Annotated in this window: 17 protein-coding genes; 5 read left to right on the top strand and 12 right to left on the bottom strand. The window is 43.7% G+C overall.

Going from position 1 to position 19,151, the window contains the following annotated elements; translation table 11 throughout:
- Positions 1-3: 3 nt before the first annotated feature.
- The 3 genes from ACE38W_RS19675 (at position 4) to ACE38W_RS19665 (ending at position 2,106) form a co-directional block, all read left to right on the top strand.
- Positions 4-876 (top strand): cell division protein FtsX, encoded by an 873-nt coding sequence (locus ACE38W_RS19675; protein WP_375833597.1) that lies wholly within the window; start codon positions 4-6, stop codon positions 874-876.
- Between the two features lie 33 nt (positions 877-909).
- Positions 910-1,218 (top strand): DUF3098 domain-containing protein, encoded by a 309-nt coding sequence (locus tag ACE38W_RS19670; protein ID WP_375833594.1) that lies wholly within the window; start codon positions 910-912, stop codon positions 1,216-1,218.
- Positions 1,219-1,305: 87 nt separating this feature from the next.
- Positions 1,306-2,106 carry an undecaprenyl-diphosphate phosphatase gene (locus ACE38W_RS19665; RefSeq protein ID WP_375833591.1) on the top strand — a complete coding sequence of 267 codons (801 nt, stop codon included), beginning with the start codon at positions 1,306-1,308 and terminating at the stop codon, positions 2,104-2,106.
- 92 nt (positions 2,107-2,198) lie between these two features.
- Here the strand turns inward: ACE38W_RS19665 and ACE38W_RS19660 are convergent, their stop codons facing one another.
- Both ACE38W_RS19660 and tsaE read right to left on the bottom strand, forming a co-directional pair.
- On the bottom strand, positions 2,199-3,416 hold the full coding sequence (locus tag ACE38W_RS19660) for an alanine dehydrogenase (RefSeq protein ID WP_375833589.1): 1,218 nt from the start codon (positions 3,414-3,416) through the stop codon (positions 2,199-2,201).
- 49 nt (positions 3,417-3,465) lie between these two features.
- Positions 3,466-3,903 (bottom strand): tRNA (adenosine(37)-N6)-threonylcarbamoyltransferase complex ATPase subunit type 1 TsaE, encoded by a 438-nt coding sequence (tsaE, locus tag ACE38W_RS19655; RefSeq protein WP_375833586.1) that lies wholly within the window; start codon positions 3,901-3,903, stop codon positions 3,466-3,468.
- A 171-nt stretch (positions 3,904-4,074) separates the two neighbouring features.
- Here tsaE and ACE38W_RS19650 point away from each other — a divergent pair, with 171 nt between their 5' ends.
- Together ACE38W_RS19650 and ACE38W_RS19645 are read left to right on the top strand one after the other, a co-directional pair.
- Positions 4,075-6,180 carry a heavy metal translocating P-type ATPase gene (locus tag ACE38W_RS19650; protein ID WP_375833584.1) on the top strand — a complete coding sequence of 702 codons (2,106 nt, stop codon included), beginning with the start codon at positions 4,075-4,077 and terminating at the stop codon, positions 6,178-6,180.
- Positions 6,181-6,228: 48 nt separating this feature from the next.
- Positions 6,229-8,127 (top strand): ATP-dependent DNA helicase RecQ, encoded by a 1,899-nt coding sequence (locus ACE38W_RS19645; RefSeq protein WP_375833581.1) that lies wholly within the window; start codon positions 6,229-6,231, stop codon positions 8,125-8,127.
- A gap of 51 nt (positions 8,128-8,178) precedes the next feature.
- Here the strand turns inward: ACE38W_RS19645 and ACE38W_RS19640 are convergent, their stop codons facing one another.
- The 10 genes from ACE38W_RS19640 to ACE38W_RS19595 form a co-directional block, all read right to left on the bottom strand.
- Positions 8,179-9,228 (bottom strand): Gfo/Idh/MocA family oxidoreductase, encoded by a 1,050-nt coding sequence (locus tag ACE38W_RS19640; protein WP_375833578.1) that lies wholly within the window; start codon positions 9,226-9,228, stop codon positions 8,179-8,181.
- 34 nt (positions 9,229-9,262) lie between these two features.
- Positions 9,263-10,810, bottom strand: a complete 1,548-nt coding sequence (locus ACE38W_RS19635; RefSeq protein WP_375833576.1) for a helicase HerA-like domain-containing protein — start codon at positions 10,808-10,810, stop codon at positions 9,263-9,265.
- 158 nt (positions 10,811-10,968) lie between these two features.
- Positions 10,969-11,349 carry a co-chaperone GroES family protein gene (locus ACE38W_RS19630; RefSeq protein ID WP_205195123.1) on the bottom strand — a complete coding sequence of 127 codons (381 nt, stop codon included), beginning with the start codon at positions 11,347-11,349 and terminating at the stop codon, positions 10,969-10,971.
- An 84-nt stretch (positions 11,350-11,433) separates the two neighbouring features.
- The gene (locus ACE38W_RS19625) at positions 11,434-12,273 is read right to left on the bottom strand and encodes an MBL fold metallo-hydrolase (RefSeq protein WP_375833574.1); all 840 of its coding nucleotides are present in this window, start codon (positions 12,271-12,273) and stop codon (positions 11,434-11,436) included.
- 2 nt (positions 12,274-12,275) lie between these two features.
- Positions 12,276-13,571 carry an MFS transporter gene (locus ACE38W_RS19620; RefSeq protein WP_375833572.1) on the bottom strand — a complete coding sequence of 432 codons (1,296 nt, stop codon included), beginning with the start codon at positions 13,569-13,571 and terminating at the stop codon, positions 12,276-12,278.
- 43 nt (positions 13,572-13,614) lie between these two features.
- Entirely contained in the window at positions 13,615-14,235 is a 621-nt protein-coding gene (locus ACE38W_RS19615; RefSeq protein WP_375833569.1) for an ATP-binding cassette domain-containing protein, read from the bottom strand.
- The gene (gene lpxA, locus ACE38W_RS19610; protein WP_167013186.1) at positions 14,235-15,029 is read right to left on the bottom strand and encodes an acyl-ACP--UDP-N-acetylglucosamine O-acyltransferase; all 795 of its coding nucleotides are present in this window, start codon (positions 15,027-15,029) and stop codon (positions 14,235-14,237) included. Before lpxA ends, ACE38W_RS19615 begins: the two co-directional genes overlap by 1 nt.
- A 5-nt stretch (positions 15,030-15,034) precedes the next feature.
- Positions 15,035-16,453: a bifunctional UDP-3-O-[3-hydroxymyristoyl] N-acetylglucosamine deacetylase/3-hydroxyacyl-ACP dehydratase gene (locus ACE38W_RS19605; RefSeq protein ID WP_375833565.1), complete on the bottom strand. Its 1,419-nt coding sequence runs from the start codon at positions 16,451-16,453 to the stop codon at positions 15,035-15,037.
- 37 nt (positions 16,454-16,490) lie between these two features.
- Entirely contained in the window at positions 16,491-17,540 is a 1,050-nt protein-coding gene (gene lpxD / locus ACE38W_RS19600) for a UDP-3-O-(3-hydroxymyristoyl)glucosamine N-acyltransferase (RefSeq protein ID WP_375833562.1), read from the bottom strand.
- A gap of 69 nt (positions 17,541-17,609) precedes the next feature.
- Positions 17,610-18,854: an HD domain-containing protein gene (locus ACE38W_RS19595; RefSeq protein ID WP_375833560.1), complete on the bottom strand. Its 1,245-nt coding sequence runs from the start codon at positions 18,852-18,854 to the stop codon at positions 17,610-17,612.
- Positions 18,855-19,151 lie beyond the last annotated feature (297 nt).

Below are 19,151 nucleotides of genomic sequence, written 5' to 3'. Positions count from 1 at the left end.
TTAATGGCGCAATCAGGAAGATCATCAGCAAAGAAGTCTAAACCATCTTACCTGTACTCCATCGTCGGAGTGGCCCTGGTACTATTCCTCCTGGGAACTCTTGGATTGGTGGTGATACACGCAAATAAGCTGAGCAAATACTTCAAAGAAAGTATTGAAGTACAGGTTATTTTAAGAGATAATGTAAAAGAGAATCAGGCGATTGCTCTCCGCGACTCCATCGCTACGAAGCCATATATTAAATCTATCGAATATGTTTCGAAAGATAAGGCCGCCGAGCGCTTTAAAAAGGAATTCGGGGAAGATTTTATCAATCTGCTTCAATACAATCCTTTATACGCCAGCATTAACATAAAAGCTAATGCTAACTATGTAAACGCTGATAGTCTCAATGTCATCGAAAAATCCCTGTCACAGCAGCCGATCGTTCGTGAGATGTCCTACCAGCGCGTACTGGTAAATAAACTCAACGAAAACGTTCAGCGTATCGGCATGATCATCCTCATCATTTGTGGGGTGCTATGTCTGGCGGTGATTTTCCTAATTGATAATACCATCCGTCTGGCAATGTTCAGCAACCGCTTCCTGATAAAAACCATGCAAATGGTAGGAGCTACCCGCTGGTTTATTGCCAAACCATTTGATCTCCGCAGCATTATCAACGGCGCCATCAGCGGTATCATCGCTATTGCAGGGCTTCTGGCCATTATGTCCTTCGCAGACAAAGTACTGCCAGAGCTGACCGGCATGCGCGACAACCTGATGATTGGCCTGCTGTTCCTGGGAATGCTGGTTATTGGTATCGCTATCTCATTGTTGAGCACTCACCGCTCCGTAATGAAATATCTGCGCCTGAAACTGGATGATCTGTATTAATAGTTTATTTTTGAAGATATTAATCATAAAAACATGGCTAAACTTAGCATAAAACCTAATGCAGCACAATCAAAACCGGTAAATCCTACAGCCGTTACGAATGAACCTGTTGCAGATCGTCCTATTTTCCCTAAAGCGAATTACCGCTTCATGCTGATAGGCTTAGTAGTGGTTATTATCGGCTTCTTGCTGATGATGGGTGGAAAAAACGATGATCCTACCGTTTTTAAACCAGAAGAAGTATATAGCTTCCGCAGAATTACCCTGGCGCCAATTGTTATCCTCTTGGGATTAATGATCGAAGTATATGCTATCATGCGTCGTCCTAAACACGAAGCATAATCCAACATTAACATTGAACTTTCTCTATTATAGCGATGACCTAAACCCTCATCGCTTTTTTTTTCACTTTTAACCATATTGTTTTCCATGACTTTTTTTCAGGCTATCATCATCGCGATAGTAGAAGGTTTAACGGAGTTTCTGCCAATTTCCTCCACTGGTCATATGATTATTGTGAGCTCTCTCCTGGGCATCAGCAAAGACGAATTCACTAAATTATTTGAGATATGTATCCAACTGGGCGCGATCCTGGCGGTAGTGGTACTTTACTGGAAGAAATTCTTCGTATTCGATAAGAACCGACTTAACTTCTATGTTAAACTGTTTGTAGCCGTTATCCCGGCGCTGATCTGCGGTTATCTCTTCAGTGATAAAATAGACATGCTGCTGGAAAGTCCACTCACCGTGGGCATCACACTTTTCCTGGGTGGTGTTATCCTGTTGTTTGTAGACAAATGGTTTCAAGGAGGCACTATCGAGTCTGAAAACGATGTGAATATTTTCACTGCCCTACGTATTGGTTTCTATCAGTGCCTGGCACTGATCCCTGGTGTTAGCCGCAGCGCGGCCTCTATCATCGGTGGTATGCAACAAAAGCTGACCCGCAACGCAGCTGCTGAATTCAGTTTCTTCCTGGCAGTACCTACCATGGCAGCTGCTACTGGTTATAAACTGCTGAAAGGACATAAACTACTGCTGGAACATCCTGAAAGCATGAAACTATTGCTGGTGGGTAATCTTGTGGCTTTTGTCGTGGCTATGCTGGCCATTAAATTCTTTATTGGCGCCCTGAAGAAATATGGTTTCAAAATGTGGGGTTACTATAGAATTGTTGTAGGTATCATCATCATTGCAGCAATTGCAATGGGGTATACTTTGGAGATATAAAACATGTCTGCGGCTGTTGACCGCAGCTGATGAAACAAAAAAGGGCGGTATCTACTTGGTAGATACCGCCCTTTTCACTTAAATATTTTCTATTAACCTTTCACTGCCAGCAGCAGCTCCAGGTCTGTATATTTCAACTTAAATTTCTCACTCAGGTGATAATTCGTCAAAGCACCTTTATAAAGATAAATACCATTGCGTACCCCACGCTTTATCCACACGAGGTTTTCAAATCCACCATCGTCTGCAGCTTCCACTAATAAAGGCATCAACACATTACTGATGGCTTCAGAAGCAGTTCTTGCAAACCCAGAAGGAATATTAGGAACACAATAGTGCACTACATCGTATTTCTTGAATACCGGGTTTTCATGCGTCGTAATCTCGGATGTTTCAAAGCAGCCACCGCGGTCAATACTTACATCTACGATCACGGAGCCGGCTTTCATATTACTGACCATCGATTCGCTCACCACAATAGGCGTACGGCCACTCTGACTGGAAAGTGCGCCCACGGCCACATCGGCATTACGTAGCTGCTCCGCCAGCACTTTAGGCTGTATAACGCTGGTGAATACACGTACACCGATGTTATTCTGTAAACGCTTCAGTTTATAGATGTTATTGTCAAATACTTTTACAGAAGCACCTAAGGCCATAGCAGTACGGGCTGCAAACTCACCTACAATACCCGCGCCAATGATCACTACTTTGGTAGGAGGAATACCAGTAATACCGCCCAGCAGTATACCTTTTCCTTTGTTATCGTTGCTTAGGTACTGGCCAGCAATCAGCATTACAGCACCACCAGCAATCTCACTCATCGCCCGCACAATAGGATAAGTACCAGAATCATCTTTCAGATTTTCGAAAGATAATAACGTAATACGTTTATCCATCATCTTCTGCACCTGATAAGCTTTTAAGGCAGCCAGATGAATAGGAGAGATGATGATCTGATGAGGATGCAGGAGTTCGATTTCTTCGTCTGTCAGCGGGGCCGACTTCACAATGATCTCTGCTTTGAATACTTCCTTACGGTCGTAAAGAATTTCAGCACCGGCCTCAGAATAGTCAGTGTCGTAGAAATGAGAGGCGTCTCCCGCTTTGTGCTCCACTACAATATGATGGCCATGAGCAGCGAGTATGCTGACAGCATCGGGCGTGAGGGCAATACGATTTTCCTGGAAAGAGGATTCTTTAGGTATACCGATAAATAAACGAGAATTTTTTGTAGGTATATCCAGTGTTTCTTCCAGTGGTGAATAGGTAAAGCCAGCACTCACTACAGGTTTTTGCCTTTGCTCCATATGCGGTCAGTATTGATCTGTGTTTGAAATGGTAACTATCAAAGATACGTTATTTGTTTCTAGGGCCGGCCTCACGTAATTCCCTTTTTTGATCAGGTAATACGCTTAACTGAAGGTGTATTGTGTCGTCCGGAAGGAGTGCCGTTATTACATCCGGCCATTCTATAAAACTGATGGCATCCTGGTAAATCGTGTCTTCTACACCTGCCGTAATCGCCTCATCTTCATCTCTTAATCTGTAAAGGTCCAGGTGATAAATACGACGGGTTTTACCTGCATCGTCTTTGTAATTGTATTCATTGATAATGGAAAAGGTAGGACTGGCAGTAGTATCTTCTACACCGGCAGCAGCGCATAGTGCTTTTACCAACGTTGTTTTGCCAGCGCCCATAGGGCCTTCTAATGTAAATACTCTTCTGTTTCCATACTGTTTCCAGAAATCACGGGCAATTGCCGGTAATTCTTCCTGTGAAAATGTCCAACGCATCAACAAATTTATCGCATTTTTCTCCTATTTACAGCATGTTAAATTCTGTTAATATATTGATTATTGTATTATTTATAAGTAGTTATTATATAGAATATTATGTAGATTTTGCCGCTACGTTGCATTAATATTTTCAAGCTGTGAAATATGGTTGGGTATCTTTGTAATAAGATGACACCAATCAATTGCAAGGTGGAAGGAATGCACTGCACTAACTGCGCAATGAACGTTTCCAAATACCTGGAGAAAAAAGGAATGCAGGAGGTCAATGTCAGCTTTGCCACTGAGGAAGTAAGCTTCAACCTGCCTGAAGGCAGCAATTCTGCCGAGATACTGGAAGGAATAAACCAGATGGGATATAGGGTCGTATCGGAGGATGCCCCCCCAACAGTTGTGTCGCCCTATAGCACCCTTACATTTAAATTCTTTTTCTGCCTCATATTTACACTCCAATTATTACTACATATGTGGGTAAGCTGGCCATGGCTGCATAATCCGTGGGTACAGTTTGCACTTACACTGCCTGTCTATATTATAGGCATGCTGCATTTTGGGAAAAGCGCCATACGCTCTATAATGAACGGCATCGCCAATATGGACGTATTGGTTACGCTGGGCGCCACCGCAGCTTTTGTATACAGCTTCATTGGCACTATCGTATACGGCGATCATAACTATCTCTTTTACGAAACTACTGCAGCCATACTCACATTGGTTTTTCTGGGTAATCTCCTGGAAGAACGATCTGTTAAACAGACTACTTCTGCTATTACCGACCTGGCTAAAATGCAGATTACAACCGCCAGGCTTATTCACCAGGAAAATGGCCATGAACACATTCATGAGGTAGATAACCGCACATTGAAAACAGGTGATTGTGTGCTGGTTAATACCGGCGATAAGATTCCTATGGATGGTACGATTTACTGGGGCAGCGGACATGTAAATGAATCCATGATCACCGGAGAAAGCACTCCAGTAGGCAAAAGAGAGAAAGATAAAGTTATCGGCGGCACCATCCTGGAAGAGGGCAGCATTAAAATATTCATTACCGCCACTGGTAAAGACACCGTGCTTTCTTATATTATAGAACTGGTTAAACAGGCGCAGCAAGACAAGCCGCCTATGCAACGCCTCGCCGATAGGATCAGCGCTGTATTTGTGCCACTGGTGCTTGGTATAGCCCTGATAACCTTCCTGGGATGGTATTTTGTAGGCCATACTACTTTCGCCACGGCCATGATGCGCAGTGTAGCCGTACTAGTTATTGCCTGTCCTTGTGCTATGGGCCTCGCAACGCCCGCCGCTGTTATGGTTGGACTAGGCCGTGCCGCTAAAAATGGTATCCTTATTAAAGGTGGTCATACATTGGAAATGTTTAAAAACATCCGCCAGGTGGTATTTGATAAAACGGGAACACTCACCACTGGTAAGCTGCAAATAGGAAATTATCATTATGAGCAGATGACCGAAGTGGCGTTCAAACAGATCGTATATTCTCTCGAAAAATACTCATCTCACCCTATTGCCAGATCGATTATAAGCCACTGGAAATCCACTGAAACTACGCCGCTACAGCAGGTTAGAGAACATAAAGGATTAGGCATGCGCGCCAGCGACAAGGATGGTAATCAATGGCAGCTGGGATCTTTTCGTATGGCCGGTAACGTTACTACGGATGATACCCATAACCTTTATCTCCTTAAAAACGGTGCACTGGCAGGATGGATCGATTTAATCGATGAACTCAGACCTGAAGCAGTCATTGTGGTTACGGAACTGAAACAGATGGGTATTAAGCCTATCCTGCTTTCCGGCGATACCCAACGCAAATGTGATGAGCTGGCAAAACTGATCGGTATTACAGAAGTATACGCAGAACAATCACCTGAGCAGAAACTGCAAAAAATCGATGAGCTGATGAAAGCGACGCCTACGGCCATGGTAGGTGATGGCATCAATGATGCACCGGCGCTTTCGAAAGCAACGATAGGCATTTCTCTCAGCGACGCCACTCAAGTAGCCATGCAGAGTGCCAACGTGGTATTACTCAACAATAATCTGGAAGCGCTCCCACTGGCCCTGGGCCTGGGAAAACATACTTATCTCACCATAAAACAAAATCTCTTCTGGGCCTTTGCGTATAACGTGGTAGCCATCCCGGTGGCTGCACTGGGCTTCCTGAACCCTATCGTGGGGGCCGGAATAATGGGGCTCTCTGACGTGATCCTGGCCGTCAATTCAGTAAGGCTGCGCTACAAAAGAGTCACCAATTAATGGTAAATTGCGGAGGTACAACAACGCATAACGAACACCATACTCATTTTGGAGCCTGTAGACATACTTAAACAATATTGGGGATATGATCAGTTCAGACCTTTACAGGAAGATATTGTAAGGGCTGTATTGAGTGGAAATGATACATTGGCATTATTGCCTACTGGCGGTGGTAAATCCATCTGTTTCCAGGTGCCGGCAATGATGAGTCCAGGAGTATGTCTCGTTGTTACGCCGTTGATCGCACTGATGAAAGACCAGGTGGCTAACCTGAAACGACGTGGTATCAGTGCGTACTGTATATACTCAGGTATGCATTATAAAGAGGTGGAAGTAGCCATGGAAGCTGCCCGCCGCGGAAGATGCAAGTTTCTGTATGTTTCTCCTGAAAGGTTACAGAGCAAACTATTCCAAACTTACTGTGATGGATTACAGGTAAACCTGATCGCCGTAGATGAGGCTCACTGTATTTCCCAATGGGGCTACGATTTCCGGCCTGCATATCTTCAGATAGCGGATATACGTAGTTTCTTCCCTAAAATACCAATTCTGGCGCTTACTGCTTCTGCAACGCCTAAAGTACAAACGGATATCTGCGATAAGCTTCTGATGAAGGATCCAAAGGTATTTCGTAAAAGCTTTGCCAGGGCTAATCTCTCTTATAGCGTATTAGAAGAAACCACTAAAATTGATAAAATCCAGCATATCCTGGAACGTGTGCCAGGTTGTGGTATCATCTACTGCCGCAATAGGAAACGTACCAGGGAAATAGCCACCCTGCTGCAATTACAAGGTATTACTGCCAGCTTCTATCATGCTGGGTTGCCACAAAATGAACGCGCTGCCAGACAAGAAGCCTGGATCAATAACGAAGTGAGAGTAATGGCTTGTACCAATGCCTTTGGAATGGGTATTGATAAACCAGATGTGCGTATTGTGGTGCATTATGATTTGCCGGATAGTCTGGAGGCCTACTACCAGGAAGCTGGGCGTGCTGGCCGTGATGAGGAAAAAGCCTATGCTGTACTTCTATATAACGAAGACGAACTAACGGAGATGTATGCACGTATTGCACTGCAATTCCCTTCCCTAGAGCAGATCCGGGAGGTATACCAGTGCATCGTAAACTATCTCCAGGTGCCAATAGGATCTGCTGAAGGTGTGTATTTTGATTTTGATATCAACGAATTTGCGAGGGTATTTCAGCTGAATCTAACCATTGCCTATAGTGCCATTCGCCTGATGGAACAGGAAGGTATTTTGCAGGTCAGTGAAAGTGTATTATTGCCCTCCCGCGCAGAATTTGTTACCAATAAAGAAACGCTTTACCAGTTTGAAGATGCTTATCCGGCGCTGGCAGAGCTTATCCAGACATTATTACGCACCTACGAAGGGATTTTTGATAACCCTGTTCCTGTTTATGAAAGACAGATCAGCCGTATTTTATTGATTGAGGAAGATGAGATATCAGCCATGTTGCATCAGCTGCATCAATATGGGATCCTGAAGTACGCTCCACGCCGTGATGAGCCACAGCTTTGCTTTATGCAGGAAAGAGTATCAGCAGTTAATCTCCGCCTTAATATGGCAAGAATAGAGGTGAGACGTAAAGTATATACAGACAGGCTGGAAGCGGTTTTCGCTTATGTTCGAAATAGAGATACTTGTCGTACGCAATTGCTGGTAAAATATTTCGGAGAATCAGGAACGCCTCCTTGTGGAGTATGCGATACCTGCCTCAAGAAAAAGGCCACCGCATTGGATGCCGCTGCATTCAAGCGTATAACCGATACCGTGATGGAATTGCTGAAAGAGCCAGTAGAACTGGACCTTATTGAGAAATCATGCAGAGATGTCAGCAAGAATAACCTGCTGGAAGTATTACGTTTTCTGGAAAACGAAGGACTGATAAAGCGTGATATCTCTGGTAAGATATTGAAGAAATAAAAAATGGCACCATCGCTGATGCCATTTCCAATTCGTTTATGGCGTTATCTACTACGCGAAATTCACCACTTTACCACCATTACTACTCTCAAATGCAGCCTCAATTACACGAACTACATTAGCGCCATCCTGTGGATTTACTGGATTAGGAGCCCCATTAGCAATAGCTTCATAAACGGCATTGTAATAATCCATATAATTGCCACTGCCACCAGGAATGAATTCTTTTACTGTTTTACCATTGATAGTGGTGTGGAGAAGCCCCCATTCATGAGGTGCTTCAGCGCCCCAATCCGGACTATCAGGCATCAGTCCACGCTGTAGCTGTGCTTCCTGGATATCTGATTTGGATTTGATGAATGAGCCGATGCGGCCATGGACTTGATATGCAGCCAATGGCTCTTTCACCAGATAACTGGATTTAAGTCTTACTCGAAGTGTGTCATAAAATAACACCAGTTCAAAGTAATCATCAACCACGGAATCTTTGCGGATAATGCGGATATCTGCCCATACCTTCCTTGGCAAACCAAATATGGTGAGTGCCTGATCAATCAGGTGGGAGCCCAGGTCGTAGAGGCCACCAGTGCCCGGCAATGCTTCTTCTTTATGTTTTTTATAGCTTAATTCTTCCTTGAAACGATCGTAGTGTATCTCAAACTCAATGATATCACCTAATACGCCTGATTCGATGGTTTTCTTCACCACTTTATAATCACTATCGAAACGACGATTATGATAAACGCTCAACAGTAAACCCTTGGAGGCAGCCAGTTCTATCAATTCCTGTGCTTCCAGATGATGTACAGTAAAAGGTTTCTCAACAACTACATGTTTACCAGCTTCCAACGCAGTTCTGGCGTAATCATAGTGCGTGTAGTTAGGTGTGTTTACCACGATCAGGTCCAGGTCCGGATCGCTGACCATGTCATCAATATTCGTGTATACTTTTACGTTAGGGTATTTAGCTTTAGCGAGGTTTTTGCTTCTTTCTACAACCGCGGTGAATTCGAAATTTGGATTCACGTGTATAAAAGGAGCATGGAATATCTGTCCTGACATACCAAAGGAACAAATGCCTGTCTTAATAACTTTACTCATAGTTAGCTATGTGTTTATAATAAATGTCAATGTTTTAAAACCAGCTGCTTTTTTTGCTGCTACGGCCGCCGAGACCTAAAGCGCCCAATAGGCTCCGTGTGATAATACTGGCGGCGGTGCGGCCGGCCTGTTTGGCGACGGAGCTATCTAATACCTGATCGAGCACGCTTTTTTCTTCTTTAGGTTTGGCCGTTTTAGCGGTGGTAGTAGCTGCTGTTTTATCAGCGGCTTCCTGTAGCTTGGCAGTAAGTATTTCGTAGGCACTTTCGTTGTCGATGGTTTCACTGTACTTCTTCACCAGCTTGGAGTTATTTACCAACGTCTCAATTTCTGCATCGGTGAGTACGTCCATTCTGGATCGTGGAGAAACCAGCATGGTGGCCGCCAGGGGAGTAGGGATACCCTTTTCATCCAGGCAGGTAATTAGTGCTTCCCCAATGCCTATCTGGGTGAGTAACTCATCTGTTTTATAGAAGTCGGACAGTGGATAGTTTTCCGCCGTCTGCTTAATAGTTTTCCGGTCGTTGGCTGTGAAGGCACGCAATGCATGCTGTACTTTCAGGCCGAGTTGCCCCAGCACGGAGGCTGGAACGTCCATTGGGTTTTGTGTACAGAAGAAAATACCAACGCCTTTTGAGCGGATCAATTTTATGATGGTATCTATCTGTTTGAGAAGGGCATCACTGGCTTCATTGAAGATAAGATGTGCTTCATCAATAAACATCACCAGCTTAGGTTTATCGAGGTCGCCCTCTTCCGGCATGGTGGCGTATAATTCAGCCAGGAGGCTAAGCATGAAGGTGGAAAAGAGTTTGGGCCTGTCTTGGATATCACTCACCCGCAAGATAGAGATCATACCACGGCCATCATCACTGATACGCATCAGATCATCTACTTCAAAAGATTTTTCCCCGAAGAACAAGGCGGCGCCTTGCTGTTCCAGTTCAATTACCTTACGAAGAATGGTACCAGTGGAGGTGGTGGATATCTTCCCATAATCTTTTTCCAGATCAGCTTTTCCTTCATCACTGGCGTATTGCAGCACTTTTTTGAAATCCTTCAGATCTAGTAATGGCAGTTTATTATCATCGCAGTATTTAAACAGCATGGCTACCACACCAGCTTGTGTATCGTTTAGTTCTAATATTTTAGATAGTAAGATCGGCCCAAATTCAGAGACCGTAGCACGTAGTCGTACACCTTTTTCCTCGCTCAGAGTGAGTAATTCAGCGGGGTAGGCCGCTGGGCTCCAGGTGCCGCCAATTTTCTGATAACGCTCTTGAATTTTTGGATTATCTGTACCTGCAGCAGCAATGCCGCTAAGGTCTCCTTTGATATCCATCAGCAGTACAGGAACACTGGCATCACTAAGGCCTTCTGCAATGACTTGCAGGGTCTTCGTTTTACCAGTACCAGTAGCGCCGGCAATGAGCCCGTGCCTGTTCATTGTTTTGAGAGGGAGATATACATCCGCGCCTTTTACTACTTCACCATCCAGCATTGCACAGCCTAGCCTGAAATGCTCACCTTTGAAGGTATATCCTTTCGTTATGCTTTCGAGAAATGCATCTTTATTGGACATGGCGTTTGGTTTTGTATGAAGATAATGAAAAGCAGGCACTATCTAAATACCTCCGAGGGGCTAAGAGGATGAGTACCTATGGGACATATCTCCTTAAACCCGAAATCCCCAGTCTCTACTAGTAGAGACTGGGGATTTCGGGAATTTAAATATCATAGTTATAATTCTTCTTCTCTCTCCAGCATCAATATCGCTCCCTGGGGCACGATATAATATTTCTCATCCTGGTATACTACTTCAGTAGAGCCACTGAGCAGAAATATTGCCAGATCTCCTTCTTTAGCCTGTAAAGGGATATACTTGATTTTATCCTCTTCAGGTTTCCAGGAATCATCTTCATCTACAGGTACGGGAATTGCATAACCCGGGCCGGTTTTGATGACATAACCCTGTTGTACTTTTTCTTTTTCCTGCACACCTGGAGGCAGGTATAAACCGCTGGTAGTACGATCATGCGGAGTAGTTAGTTTGATCAGCACGCGGTCGCCCACGACGATCAATTTTTTCAACTTATTATCCGGTGTGATATGTATTGCCATGTTATTAAATTTCTCCTATTAGCCTATCATCAAAATTGGTGCTGTAATAGCCCTGGATGACATACTGACAGGCCTTTTGCATAATCAGATACTGCTGAGCTTAAATGTCTCGCCTGCGCGAATACCCTTCTCTGTTTGTTGCAGGATACAGCATTCGTTTACTGGATCATGTTCAAAAAATAGGATGTATTTGTTGTCTGCCGCTTCCTGCAGAAAGCTTTTCTTCTCGCTGAGTGTTGTCAGCGGACGTGTATCATACGCCATTACATAAGGTAATGGAATATGTGCGATGGAAGGCAGCAAATCGGCCATATAGATCAGGGTCTGATCTTTATAATGGATCTGTGGCAGCATCATAGCATCTGTATGTCCATTAGCAAAGCGAATGGATATATGATCTGTGAAAGCAACACCTTCTTTGGTTTCAACAAATTTGAGCTGACCACTTTCTTGTATGGGGAGGATATTTTCTTTCAGGAAGGATGCTTTCTCTCTGTCGTTAGGCACGGTAGCCCAATTCCAGTGGTCCGCATTGCTCCAATAGGTAGCATTTTTAAATGCTGGTACCAGTTTATCACCTTCTCTAACAATACTTCCACCACAGTGATCAAAATGCAGATGTGTTAGAAAAACGTCGGTAATATCATCTCTGTGGAAACCATGTGCAGCAAGTGATTTATCCAGTGTATCTGTACCATGGAGATAATAATGGCTGAAGAATTTCTCGTCTTGCTTATCACCGATACCATTATCAACCAGGATCAGTCTTTTACCATCTTCAATCAGCAGGCATCTCATGGCCCAGGTACATAAATTGTTTTCGTCTGCCGGATTGAGTTTATTCCAGATCGTTTTTGGGACAACGCCAAACATAGCGCCGCCATCAAGCTTGAAAAATCCGGTTTCTATGGTGTATAATTTCATTATTATGCTTTTACCGAAGTTAAGGTTTCTACAGCTAATTGTTTCTGTTTCAACAATGCAGAGATTACCCAAACCAGGCCTATTACAAAGAATACAACCAGTGCCAGTACGGAATAGCGGAGGTTGTTGGTAAGGTCATCTATATAAGCAAATGAAAACATACCAATTACGATGGAGAGCTTTTCTGTTACATCATAATAGCTGAAGAATGAAGCGGTGTCTTTGGTTTCAGGCATCAGCTTCGCGTAGGTGGAGCGGCTCAGGGATTGTATACCTCCCATAACCAGTCCCACAGCGGTCGCCAGCAGATAGAAGTGCATCGCAGTTTGCATTTTGTATCCTGCAATACAGATGAAAACCCACATTATTATAACGGCAATGATTACACGTAGATTGCCATAAATACCGGAAAGTTTAGCCATACCCCATGCACCAAGAATGGCCACCACCTGAATGATTACTACTGTGGCAATCAGATTGGTATCTGGAAGATGTAACACTTTACTGCCGAAGATAGTGGCAGCTAGCATAACGGTTTGTACGCCCATACTGTAAAAGAAGAAACCGCGCAGGAAGCGTTTCAGCACTGGCATCAGCTTCACCTGTGCATATACTTTTTTCAATTCATTAAAGCCTTCAGTAAGGGCATTTCCCGTGTGTTTAACTGCATTTTTGGATGCTGGTAGCGCACGGAAGGTTATCTGTGCAAATCCCAGCCACCAAATTCCTACCAGCAGAAATGTAAGCTGTACGGGCTTAGCGTCTGTCATGCCAAATGGTTTGATGATAACCAACGCGAACCCTAACAGCTGGAGGATTACGCTGCCGATGTAGCCCATGGCAAATCCTTTAGCACTCACATTGTCCTGGTCTTCAGGGGCAGCAATTTCAGGCAGATAGGAGTTGTAGAATACAAGTCCTCCGCAATAACCCATAGTGGCCAACATAAAGAAGATAACGCCCCAATAGAGGTTGCTGCTGTCGAAGAAATACAAGGCGCTGCAGGAGATAGAGCCTAAGAGTGTGAAAAATACCAGGAAGTTCTTTTTGTTTCCTCTGGTATCTGCGATAGAAGATAGAATGGGGGAGGCGATGGCTACCAGGAGGAACGCCGCTGCCATGGTGTAATTGTAGAGTGCTGAGTTGACAAAGTGCATTCCCAGGAAGGAAACTTTTTCTTTGGTAACAGCAAGAAAATAGATAGGGAAGAAGGTAGTGGTAATAACCAGGTTATAAACGGAGTTGGCCCAGTCGTACATGGCCCAGCCGTTAATGACTTTCTTATTGGCAGTTTGCATGCTTGTTCAGCTTTTAGTAGCAACGAAGATATAATAACGCAGTCTACTTTTTATAATCGCTGATATGTATAAAGTGCTTACACATGAAATATTCGCGTTCATCGTTGGAGCTAACGATGATGAGGCGGTTGCCGCCATATTCGCTGATCAGTTGTTGGTAAAGGGTTGTACCGGCAGCATCGAGGTTGGTACAAGGTTCATCCAGGAAAAGTACAGGTACGTCAGAAAAGATAGCCAGTGCCAGTTTGGTACGCTGTTTCATACCGGAAGAAAAGTGCCTGATTTGTTTGTTGGCAGCTTTTTCCAGTCCTACCAGTTCCATGGCCTTTTTAGCGGTCATGCCAGGCAGAAAGTTCTTGAACTCTAAATGGAAGTCTATGATTTCGCGGAGAGTGAGTTCCTCGATTAGTTCGAGATAAGGGGCTGCAATAGCACAATACCGGAAGAATTCATCAACGGGGATGGACCCTTCCGGTGTGCTGTATGAAACGGTGCCTTCATTTTGTTGAATAGCACCGCTGATTACTTGTAGTAGTGTGGATTTGCCGGATCCGTTAGGACCGAGAATAGCATATCTTTCACCATCCTGAAAGGTGAGGTTAACCTGACGGAAAATCCAGTCATAGTTAAAGCGCTTTCCAGTCTGATTCAGTGATATCGTCATCAGTCGTCGTTAGATCTGGAAGTATAACCTTTCATAATACCACGGCCAGATTCACGGATGAAGTTGAGTACTTCATCTCTTTCGTCTGTAGCAGGGAATTCAGCTTCGATCATGCTGATAGCTTTGGAAAGCTTATAGCCTTTCACGAAGATGACGCGGTAGATATCGAGGATGTGATTTATCTTTTCGACAGAGAAACCTCTTCTCTTCAGACCAACTGAGTTGACGCCAACATAAGAGAGTGGTTCACGGGCTGCTTTAACGAAAGGAGGAACATCCTTACGTACCAGGGAACCGCCAGTAACGAATGCATGATCGCCAATTTTGCAGAATTGTTGTACTGCCACCATTCCTGCCAGTACTACGTGATCACCAACGGTGATATGACCTGCCAGGGTGGTGTTATTGGAGAATACGCAGTAGTTACCTACTTCGCAGTCATGAGCAATATGGCTGTAAGCCATAATGAGACAGTTGTTACCAATAGTGGTTTTCCATTTGTCTTTGGTACCGCGGTTAATAGTAACATATTCACGGATGGTGGTGTTGTTACCAATTTCCACGGTAGTTTCTTCACCCGCATATTTTAAATCCTGAGGGATTGCAGAAATAACTGCACCTGGGAATATACGACAGTTGCTGCCAATACGGGCTCCTTCCATGATGGTTACATTGGAGCCAATCCAGGTACCTTCACCTATTTCAACGTTTTTGTGAATTACAGTAAACGGATCAATTTTTACATTTGGCGCAACTTTGGCGTCCGGATGTATGTAAGTAAGCGGGTGGATCATTGCTGTTAATTGCTCTCTCTTGTTTTAATAATTTGTGCTATCATATCAGCTTCGGTAGCTACCTTATTGCCGATAAATACTGTTCCGCGCATCTCAACTAATCCCCTTCTGATCGGACTCAACAACTCCATTTTCAGGATCATGGTATCTCCTGGAACAACTTTCTGTTTGAATTTACAGTTATCGATTTTCAGGAAATAAGTATCATAGTTCTGAGGATCTGGTACTCTGTTCAAGGCCAGGATACCGCCTACTTGTGCCAGCGCTTCTAACTGAAGTACACCTGGCATTACAGGATTACCAGGGAAGTGACCCTGGAAGAAGTTTTCGTTGAAGGTAACGTTCTTGATACCCACTACGCGTTCTTCCTGTAGTTCAATGATTTTATCCACCAGCAACATAGGATATCTATGTGGTAAGGTTCTTTCGATACGTGGGGTATCAAAGATTGGTGGCTGCATCGGATCATAAACAGGAACGCCCTGGTTATGCTTGTTCTTTTTGATATACGCTTTAATCTTACGTGCAAATTCCACGTTAGATGCGTGACCTGGGCGGTTAGCGATGATATGTGCCTTGATAGGATATCCGATCAGGGCGAGGTCACCTACTACGTCCAGAAGTTTGTGACGTGCTGGTTCGTTAGGGAAACGCAGCTCAATATTATTGAGGATACCTTCGCGTTGTACTGACATAGTTTCGCGGTTGAAGGCTTTGGCTAAACGAGCCATATCATCTTCATTTACCGCACGGTCTACCACTACGATCGCATTGTTGATATCACCACCTTTGATCAGGTTATTGCTCAGCAGGTATTCCAATTCATGCAGGAAGCAGAAAGTACGGGATGATGCGATATCATCTCTGAACTGTTCCAGTCCTTTCATTTTGGCATGCTGAGTACCCAGTACAGGGCTATTGAAATCTATCAGACAGGTAATGCTGTAGTTCAGCGCCGGGAGTGCCACCATTTCCACTTTTTTCTGCTCATCGTAATAAGTGATGTTAGTGTCGATGGTATAATAGATTTTCTTAGCGTCCTGGTCCAGGATACCAGTTTTTTCGATAGCTTCTATGAATGGCATTGAACTACCATCCATGATGGGAATTTCAGGTCCATCCAGTTCAATCAGCACGTTGTCCACACCGGTGCCAACTAAGGCTGCCAGCAGGTGTTCTACTGTACTAACGCGGGCGCCATTGTGTTCCAGGGTGGTACCTCTCGCAGTATCTACTACGTAGTCCACATCCGCTTTCACAACTGGCTGGTTAGGCAGGTCTACACGTTGAAATTTAATCCCAAAGCCCGGAGAAGCCGGCTTCAAAGTGATATTCACACTGGCCCCAGTGTGTAAACCAACACCTGAAATGTGGATATCACTTTTCAATGTATGTTGGTTTTCCAACTGTTGATTTTCCATCATAATTATCTAATGTATAACTGTTTCGGCTTTTGAGTAATTACACACCTGCTTTTTCAGCCAGGAGTTGTCTTACCATTTCTTCCAATTCTTTTACCCTTTTTTCAAGGTCGGGCAAATTTCTAAAAATTGCCTGACTTTTCAGCGAACTTTTATAATCGTATGCTGGAGAACCGGTTAAAGAAGAATTAGGGATTGTAATTGATTTTGACAATCCGCTCTGTGCATTAATTTTAGTACCATCCGCTATGTGGATATGTCCTACCATACCTACCTGGCCTCCAATTACGCAGTTCTGACCTACCTTGGTGCTACCGGATACCCCGGTTTGAGCAGCAATCACGGTATTTTGTCCGATGTCTACGTTGTGGGCCACCTGTATCAGATTGTCCAGCTTAACACCTTTCTGAATAACGGTAGATCCCATGGTTGCTCTGTCGATGGTGGTATTGGAACCAATCTCCACATCATCATGAATAACAACATTTCCGATCTGAGGTACTTTTTTATAAGAACCATCCGGTTGAGGAGCAAATCCAAAGCCATCGCCTCCGATTACACATCCTGCATGAAGCGTTACTCTGCTTCCTACCACACAGTTTTCATATACTTTAACGCCAGGGTAAAGCACTGAATCATTACTTACAATGACGTTATCACCCAGGTATACCCCCGGATAAATTTTTACATTATTTCCTAACACCACATTCTCACCCAGATAGGCAAATGCACCTATAAATACATTTTCACCGAGTCTAACTGATTTTGGTACATAGGATGGTTGCTGGATACCGGTCTTGTTGCCGGTCATGTAATGGTATTTTTCCAGCAGCTGCGCCATGCTACTATACGCATCCTTTACGCGGATGAGTGTAGCGGCGATAGGACGTTCTATCACCAGGCTCTCGTTAACGAGCAGTATGGAAGCTTTAGTGGTATACAGAAACTCTTCATATTTGGGGTTCGCTATGAAACTGAGCATACCTTCGCCGGCTTCTTCTATCTTGCCGATGTTGCTCACTTTCACGTCCGGATTCCCTTCCAGCTTCCCATCCAGCATGGTAGCTAATTGTAATGCGCTAAACTGCATAGTTTAAAATTGATATGTTTTTCAGGCTATATCAGTTTATATAAACTGTTTTTATTATGTTTTAGTGCCTTATAAAACACCATTAACCTGAATTTTTGGATGACAAATGTAGAATTTTTTTACCGGTATAGCCAGCGTATGACTAATCAGTGCATTGTCAATCGATGAAATGTCTTTTACAGTTCCATCTTTGAACAGGATATTGATTTTTTCGTCGTTTATATTATATGCCCGCAAAGTGGCAGCGTCTGAGAATACAAAGTAGTCTAAATCATGATCAGAAATATTCCATTTTTCTTTAACCTGTTGTCTGAACAACTGTAACGATTCCTCATCAAACGGCTCGTGACTCAACACGACTTTGAATAACTGCCTGTTTATTAACCATTTGCATAAAAGTGACAATACCTTATCCTGGTGTGTTGTCCATACTTTTATGGCTCCCATTATATCATAATCGTCCAGCATGCAGAACATCTGCAAACATTCCGGATCCTTTTCGAAATTGTCTTTTGTAATATGGTTATACAGGAAATACTCCAAAGCCGGCGAGCAGAAGAGTTTTTCTCCTGCCTGTGCCAATTTTCTGGCCCTGATCAATATCTTCACCAACATATTCTCCGCACTCAGTACCGTTTTATGCAGGTAAACCTGCCAGTACATCAATCTCCTGGCTATAATAAATTTCTCGATGGAATAAATGCCCTTCTCTTCTACCATCAACTCGCCACTATGGACGGTCAACATCTTGATTATCCGGTCGTAACCAATCACTCCTTCTGAAACGCCTGTGAAGAAACTATCTCTATTGAGATAATCCATTCTATCTACATCCAATTGACTGGAAACCAATTGGTGAAGAAATTTCTTGTGGTAGCGTCCGTTAAAAATATCCAATGTAAGAGAAAGAGCTCCGTTCATCTCCTTATTCAGCGCCTCCATCAGCCAATGGGAAATGGCTTCATGAGAAACGCCTTCTATAATACCATGTTCCAGGGCATGTGAATATGGCCCATGGCCTATATCATGCAATAATATGGCCATTTTTGAGGCTACTTCTTCTTCCGGGGTGATTTCCACGCCCTTTCCTTTCAGCTCCTGTAATGCCCCACACATCAGATGGTAAGCCCCTAAAGAATGATGAAAACGAGTATGAACAGCGCCAGGATAAACCAAATGTGCCAAAGCCATTTGATGAATGCGCCTTAATCGCTGGTAATATGGATGGGATATGAGGTTAAGAATCAGCGGGTGATCTATGGTAATAAAGCCATACACCGGATCATTAACAATTTTTCGCTTGCTTTCGGTCATTGCATTTAGTTATTCAATCCAAACGGTTTTTCCACACCCATATTTATCCTGTATCCGCTGCAAAGCTACACCAGGAATTAATTATATGTATTTTTTTTACTTATAAAGACGCCTTTGGAGTCATCTACCCCTATCTTTCATATTTCTGGAGACGAATCACAGGTATGAAAAATTGTATTCGCAAAGGTAAATAACTTTATGACCCACCCCTAGTTTTCAGCCCCTCATTTTAATTTTAGGTTATGTTTTTAACATATAATTTCAGTTCGATGACACTACACACACGATTATTGCCAA

Source organism: Chitinophaga sp. Hz27, from assembly GCF_042263525.1.
GTDB lineage: Bacteria > Bacteroidota > Bacteroidia > Chitinophagales > Chitinophagaceae > Chitinophaga.
The sequence above is the reverse complement of the archived record's forward strand: the minus strand, read 5'-3'. Positions and strand labels throughout refer to the sequence as shown.

What these genes read in the sequence shown, in the direction of transcription:
- ACE38W_RS19615 (WP_375833569.1), bottom strand. Translation starts at nt 14,235, where the DNA reads ATGACGATATCACTGAATCAGACTGGAAAGCGCTTTAACTATGACTGG.
- ACE38W_RS19670 (WP_375833594.1), top strand. Translation starts at nt 910, where the DNA reads ATGGCTAAACTTAGCATAAAACCTAATGCAGCACAATCAAAACCGGTA.
- ACE38W_RS19630 (WP_205195123.1), bottom strand. Translation starts at nt 11,349, where the DNA reads ATGGCAATACATATCACACCGGATAATAAGTTGAAAAAATTGATCGTC.
- ACE38W_RS19620 (WP_375833572.1), bottom strand. Translation starts at nt 13,571, where the DNA reads ATGCAAACTGCCAATAAGAAAGTCATTAACGGCTGGGCCATGTACGAC.
- ACE38W_RS19665 (WP_375833591.1), top strand. Translation starts at nt 1,306, where the DNA reads ATGACTTTTTTTCAGGCTATCATCATCGCGATAGTAGAAGGTTTAACG.
- ACE38W_RS19660 (WP_375833589.1), bottom strand. Translation starts at nt 3,416, where the DNA reads ATGGAGCAAAGGCAAAAACCTGTAGTGAGTGCTGGCTTTACCTATTCA.
- lpxA (WP_167013186.1), bottom strand. Translation starts at nt 15,029, where the DNA reads ATGATCCACCCGCTTACTTACATACATCCGGACGCCAAAGTTGCGCCA.
- ACE38W_RS19675 (WP_375833597.1), top strand. Translation starts at nt 4, where the DNA reads ATGGCGCAATCAGGAAGATCATCAGCAAAGAAGTCTAAACCATCTTAC.
- ACE38W_RS19605 (WP_375833565.1), bottom strand. Translation starts at nt 16,453, where the DNA reads ATGATGGAAAATCAACAGTTGGAAAACCAACATACATTGAAAAGTGAT.
- ACE38W_RS19640 (WP_375833578.1), bottom strand. Translation starts at nt 9,228, where the DNA reads ATGAGTAAAGTTATTAAGACAGGCATTTGTTCCTTTGGTATGTCAGGA.
- ACE38W_RS19650 (WP_375833584.1), top strand. Translation starts at nt 4,075, where the DNA reads ATGACACCAATCAATTGCAAGGTGGAAGGAATGCACTGCACTAACTGC.
- lpxD (WP_375833562.1), bottom strand. Translation starts at nt 17,540, where the DNA reads ATGCAGTTTAGCGCATTACAATTAGCTACCATGCTGGATGGGAAGCTG.
- ACE38W_RS19625 (WP_375833574.1), bottom strand. Translation starts at nt 12,273, where the DNA reads ATGAAATTATACACCATAGAAACCGGATTTTTCAAGCTTGATGGCGGC.
- ACE38W_RS19635 (WP_375833576.1), bottom strand. Translation starts at nt 10,810, where the DNA reads ATGTCCAATAAAGATGCATTTCTCGAAAGCATAACGAAAGGATATACC.
- tsaE (WP_375833586.1), bottom strand. Translation starts at nt 3,903, where the DNA reads ATGCGTTGGACATTTTCACAGGAAGAATTACCGGCAATTGCCCGTGAT.
- ACE38W_RS19595 (WP_375833560.1), bottom strand. Translation starts at nt 18,854, where the DNA reads ATGACCGAAAGCAAGCGAAAAATTGTTAATGATCCGGTGTATGGCTTT.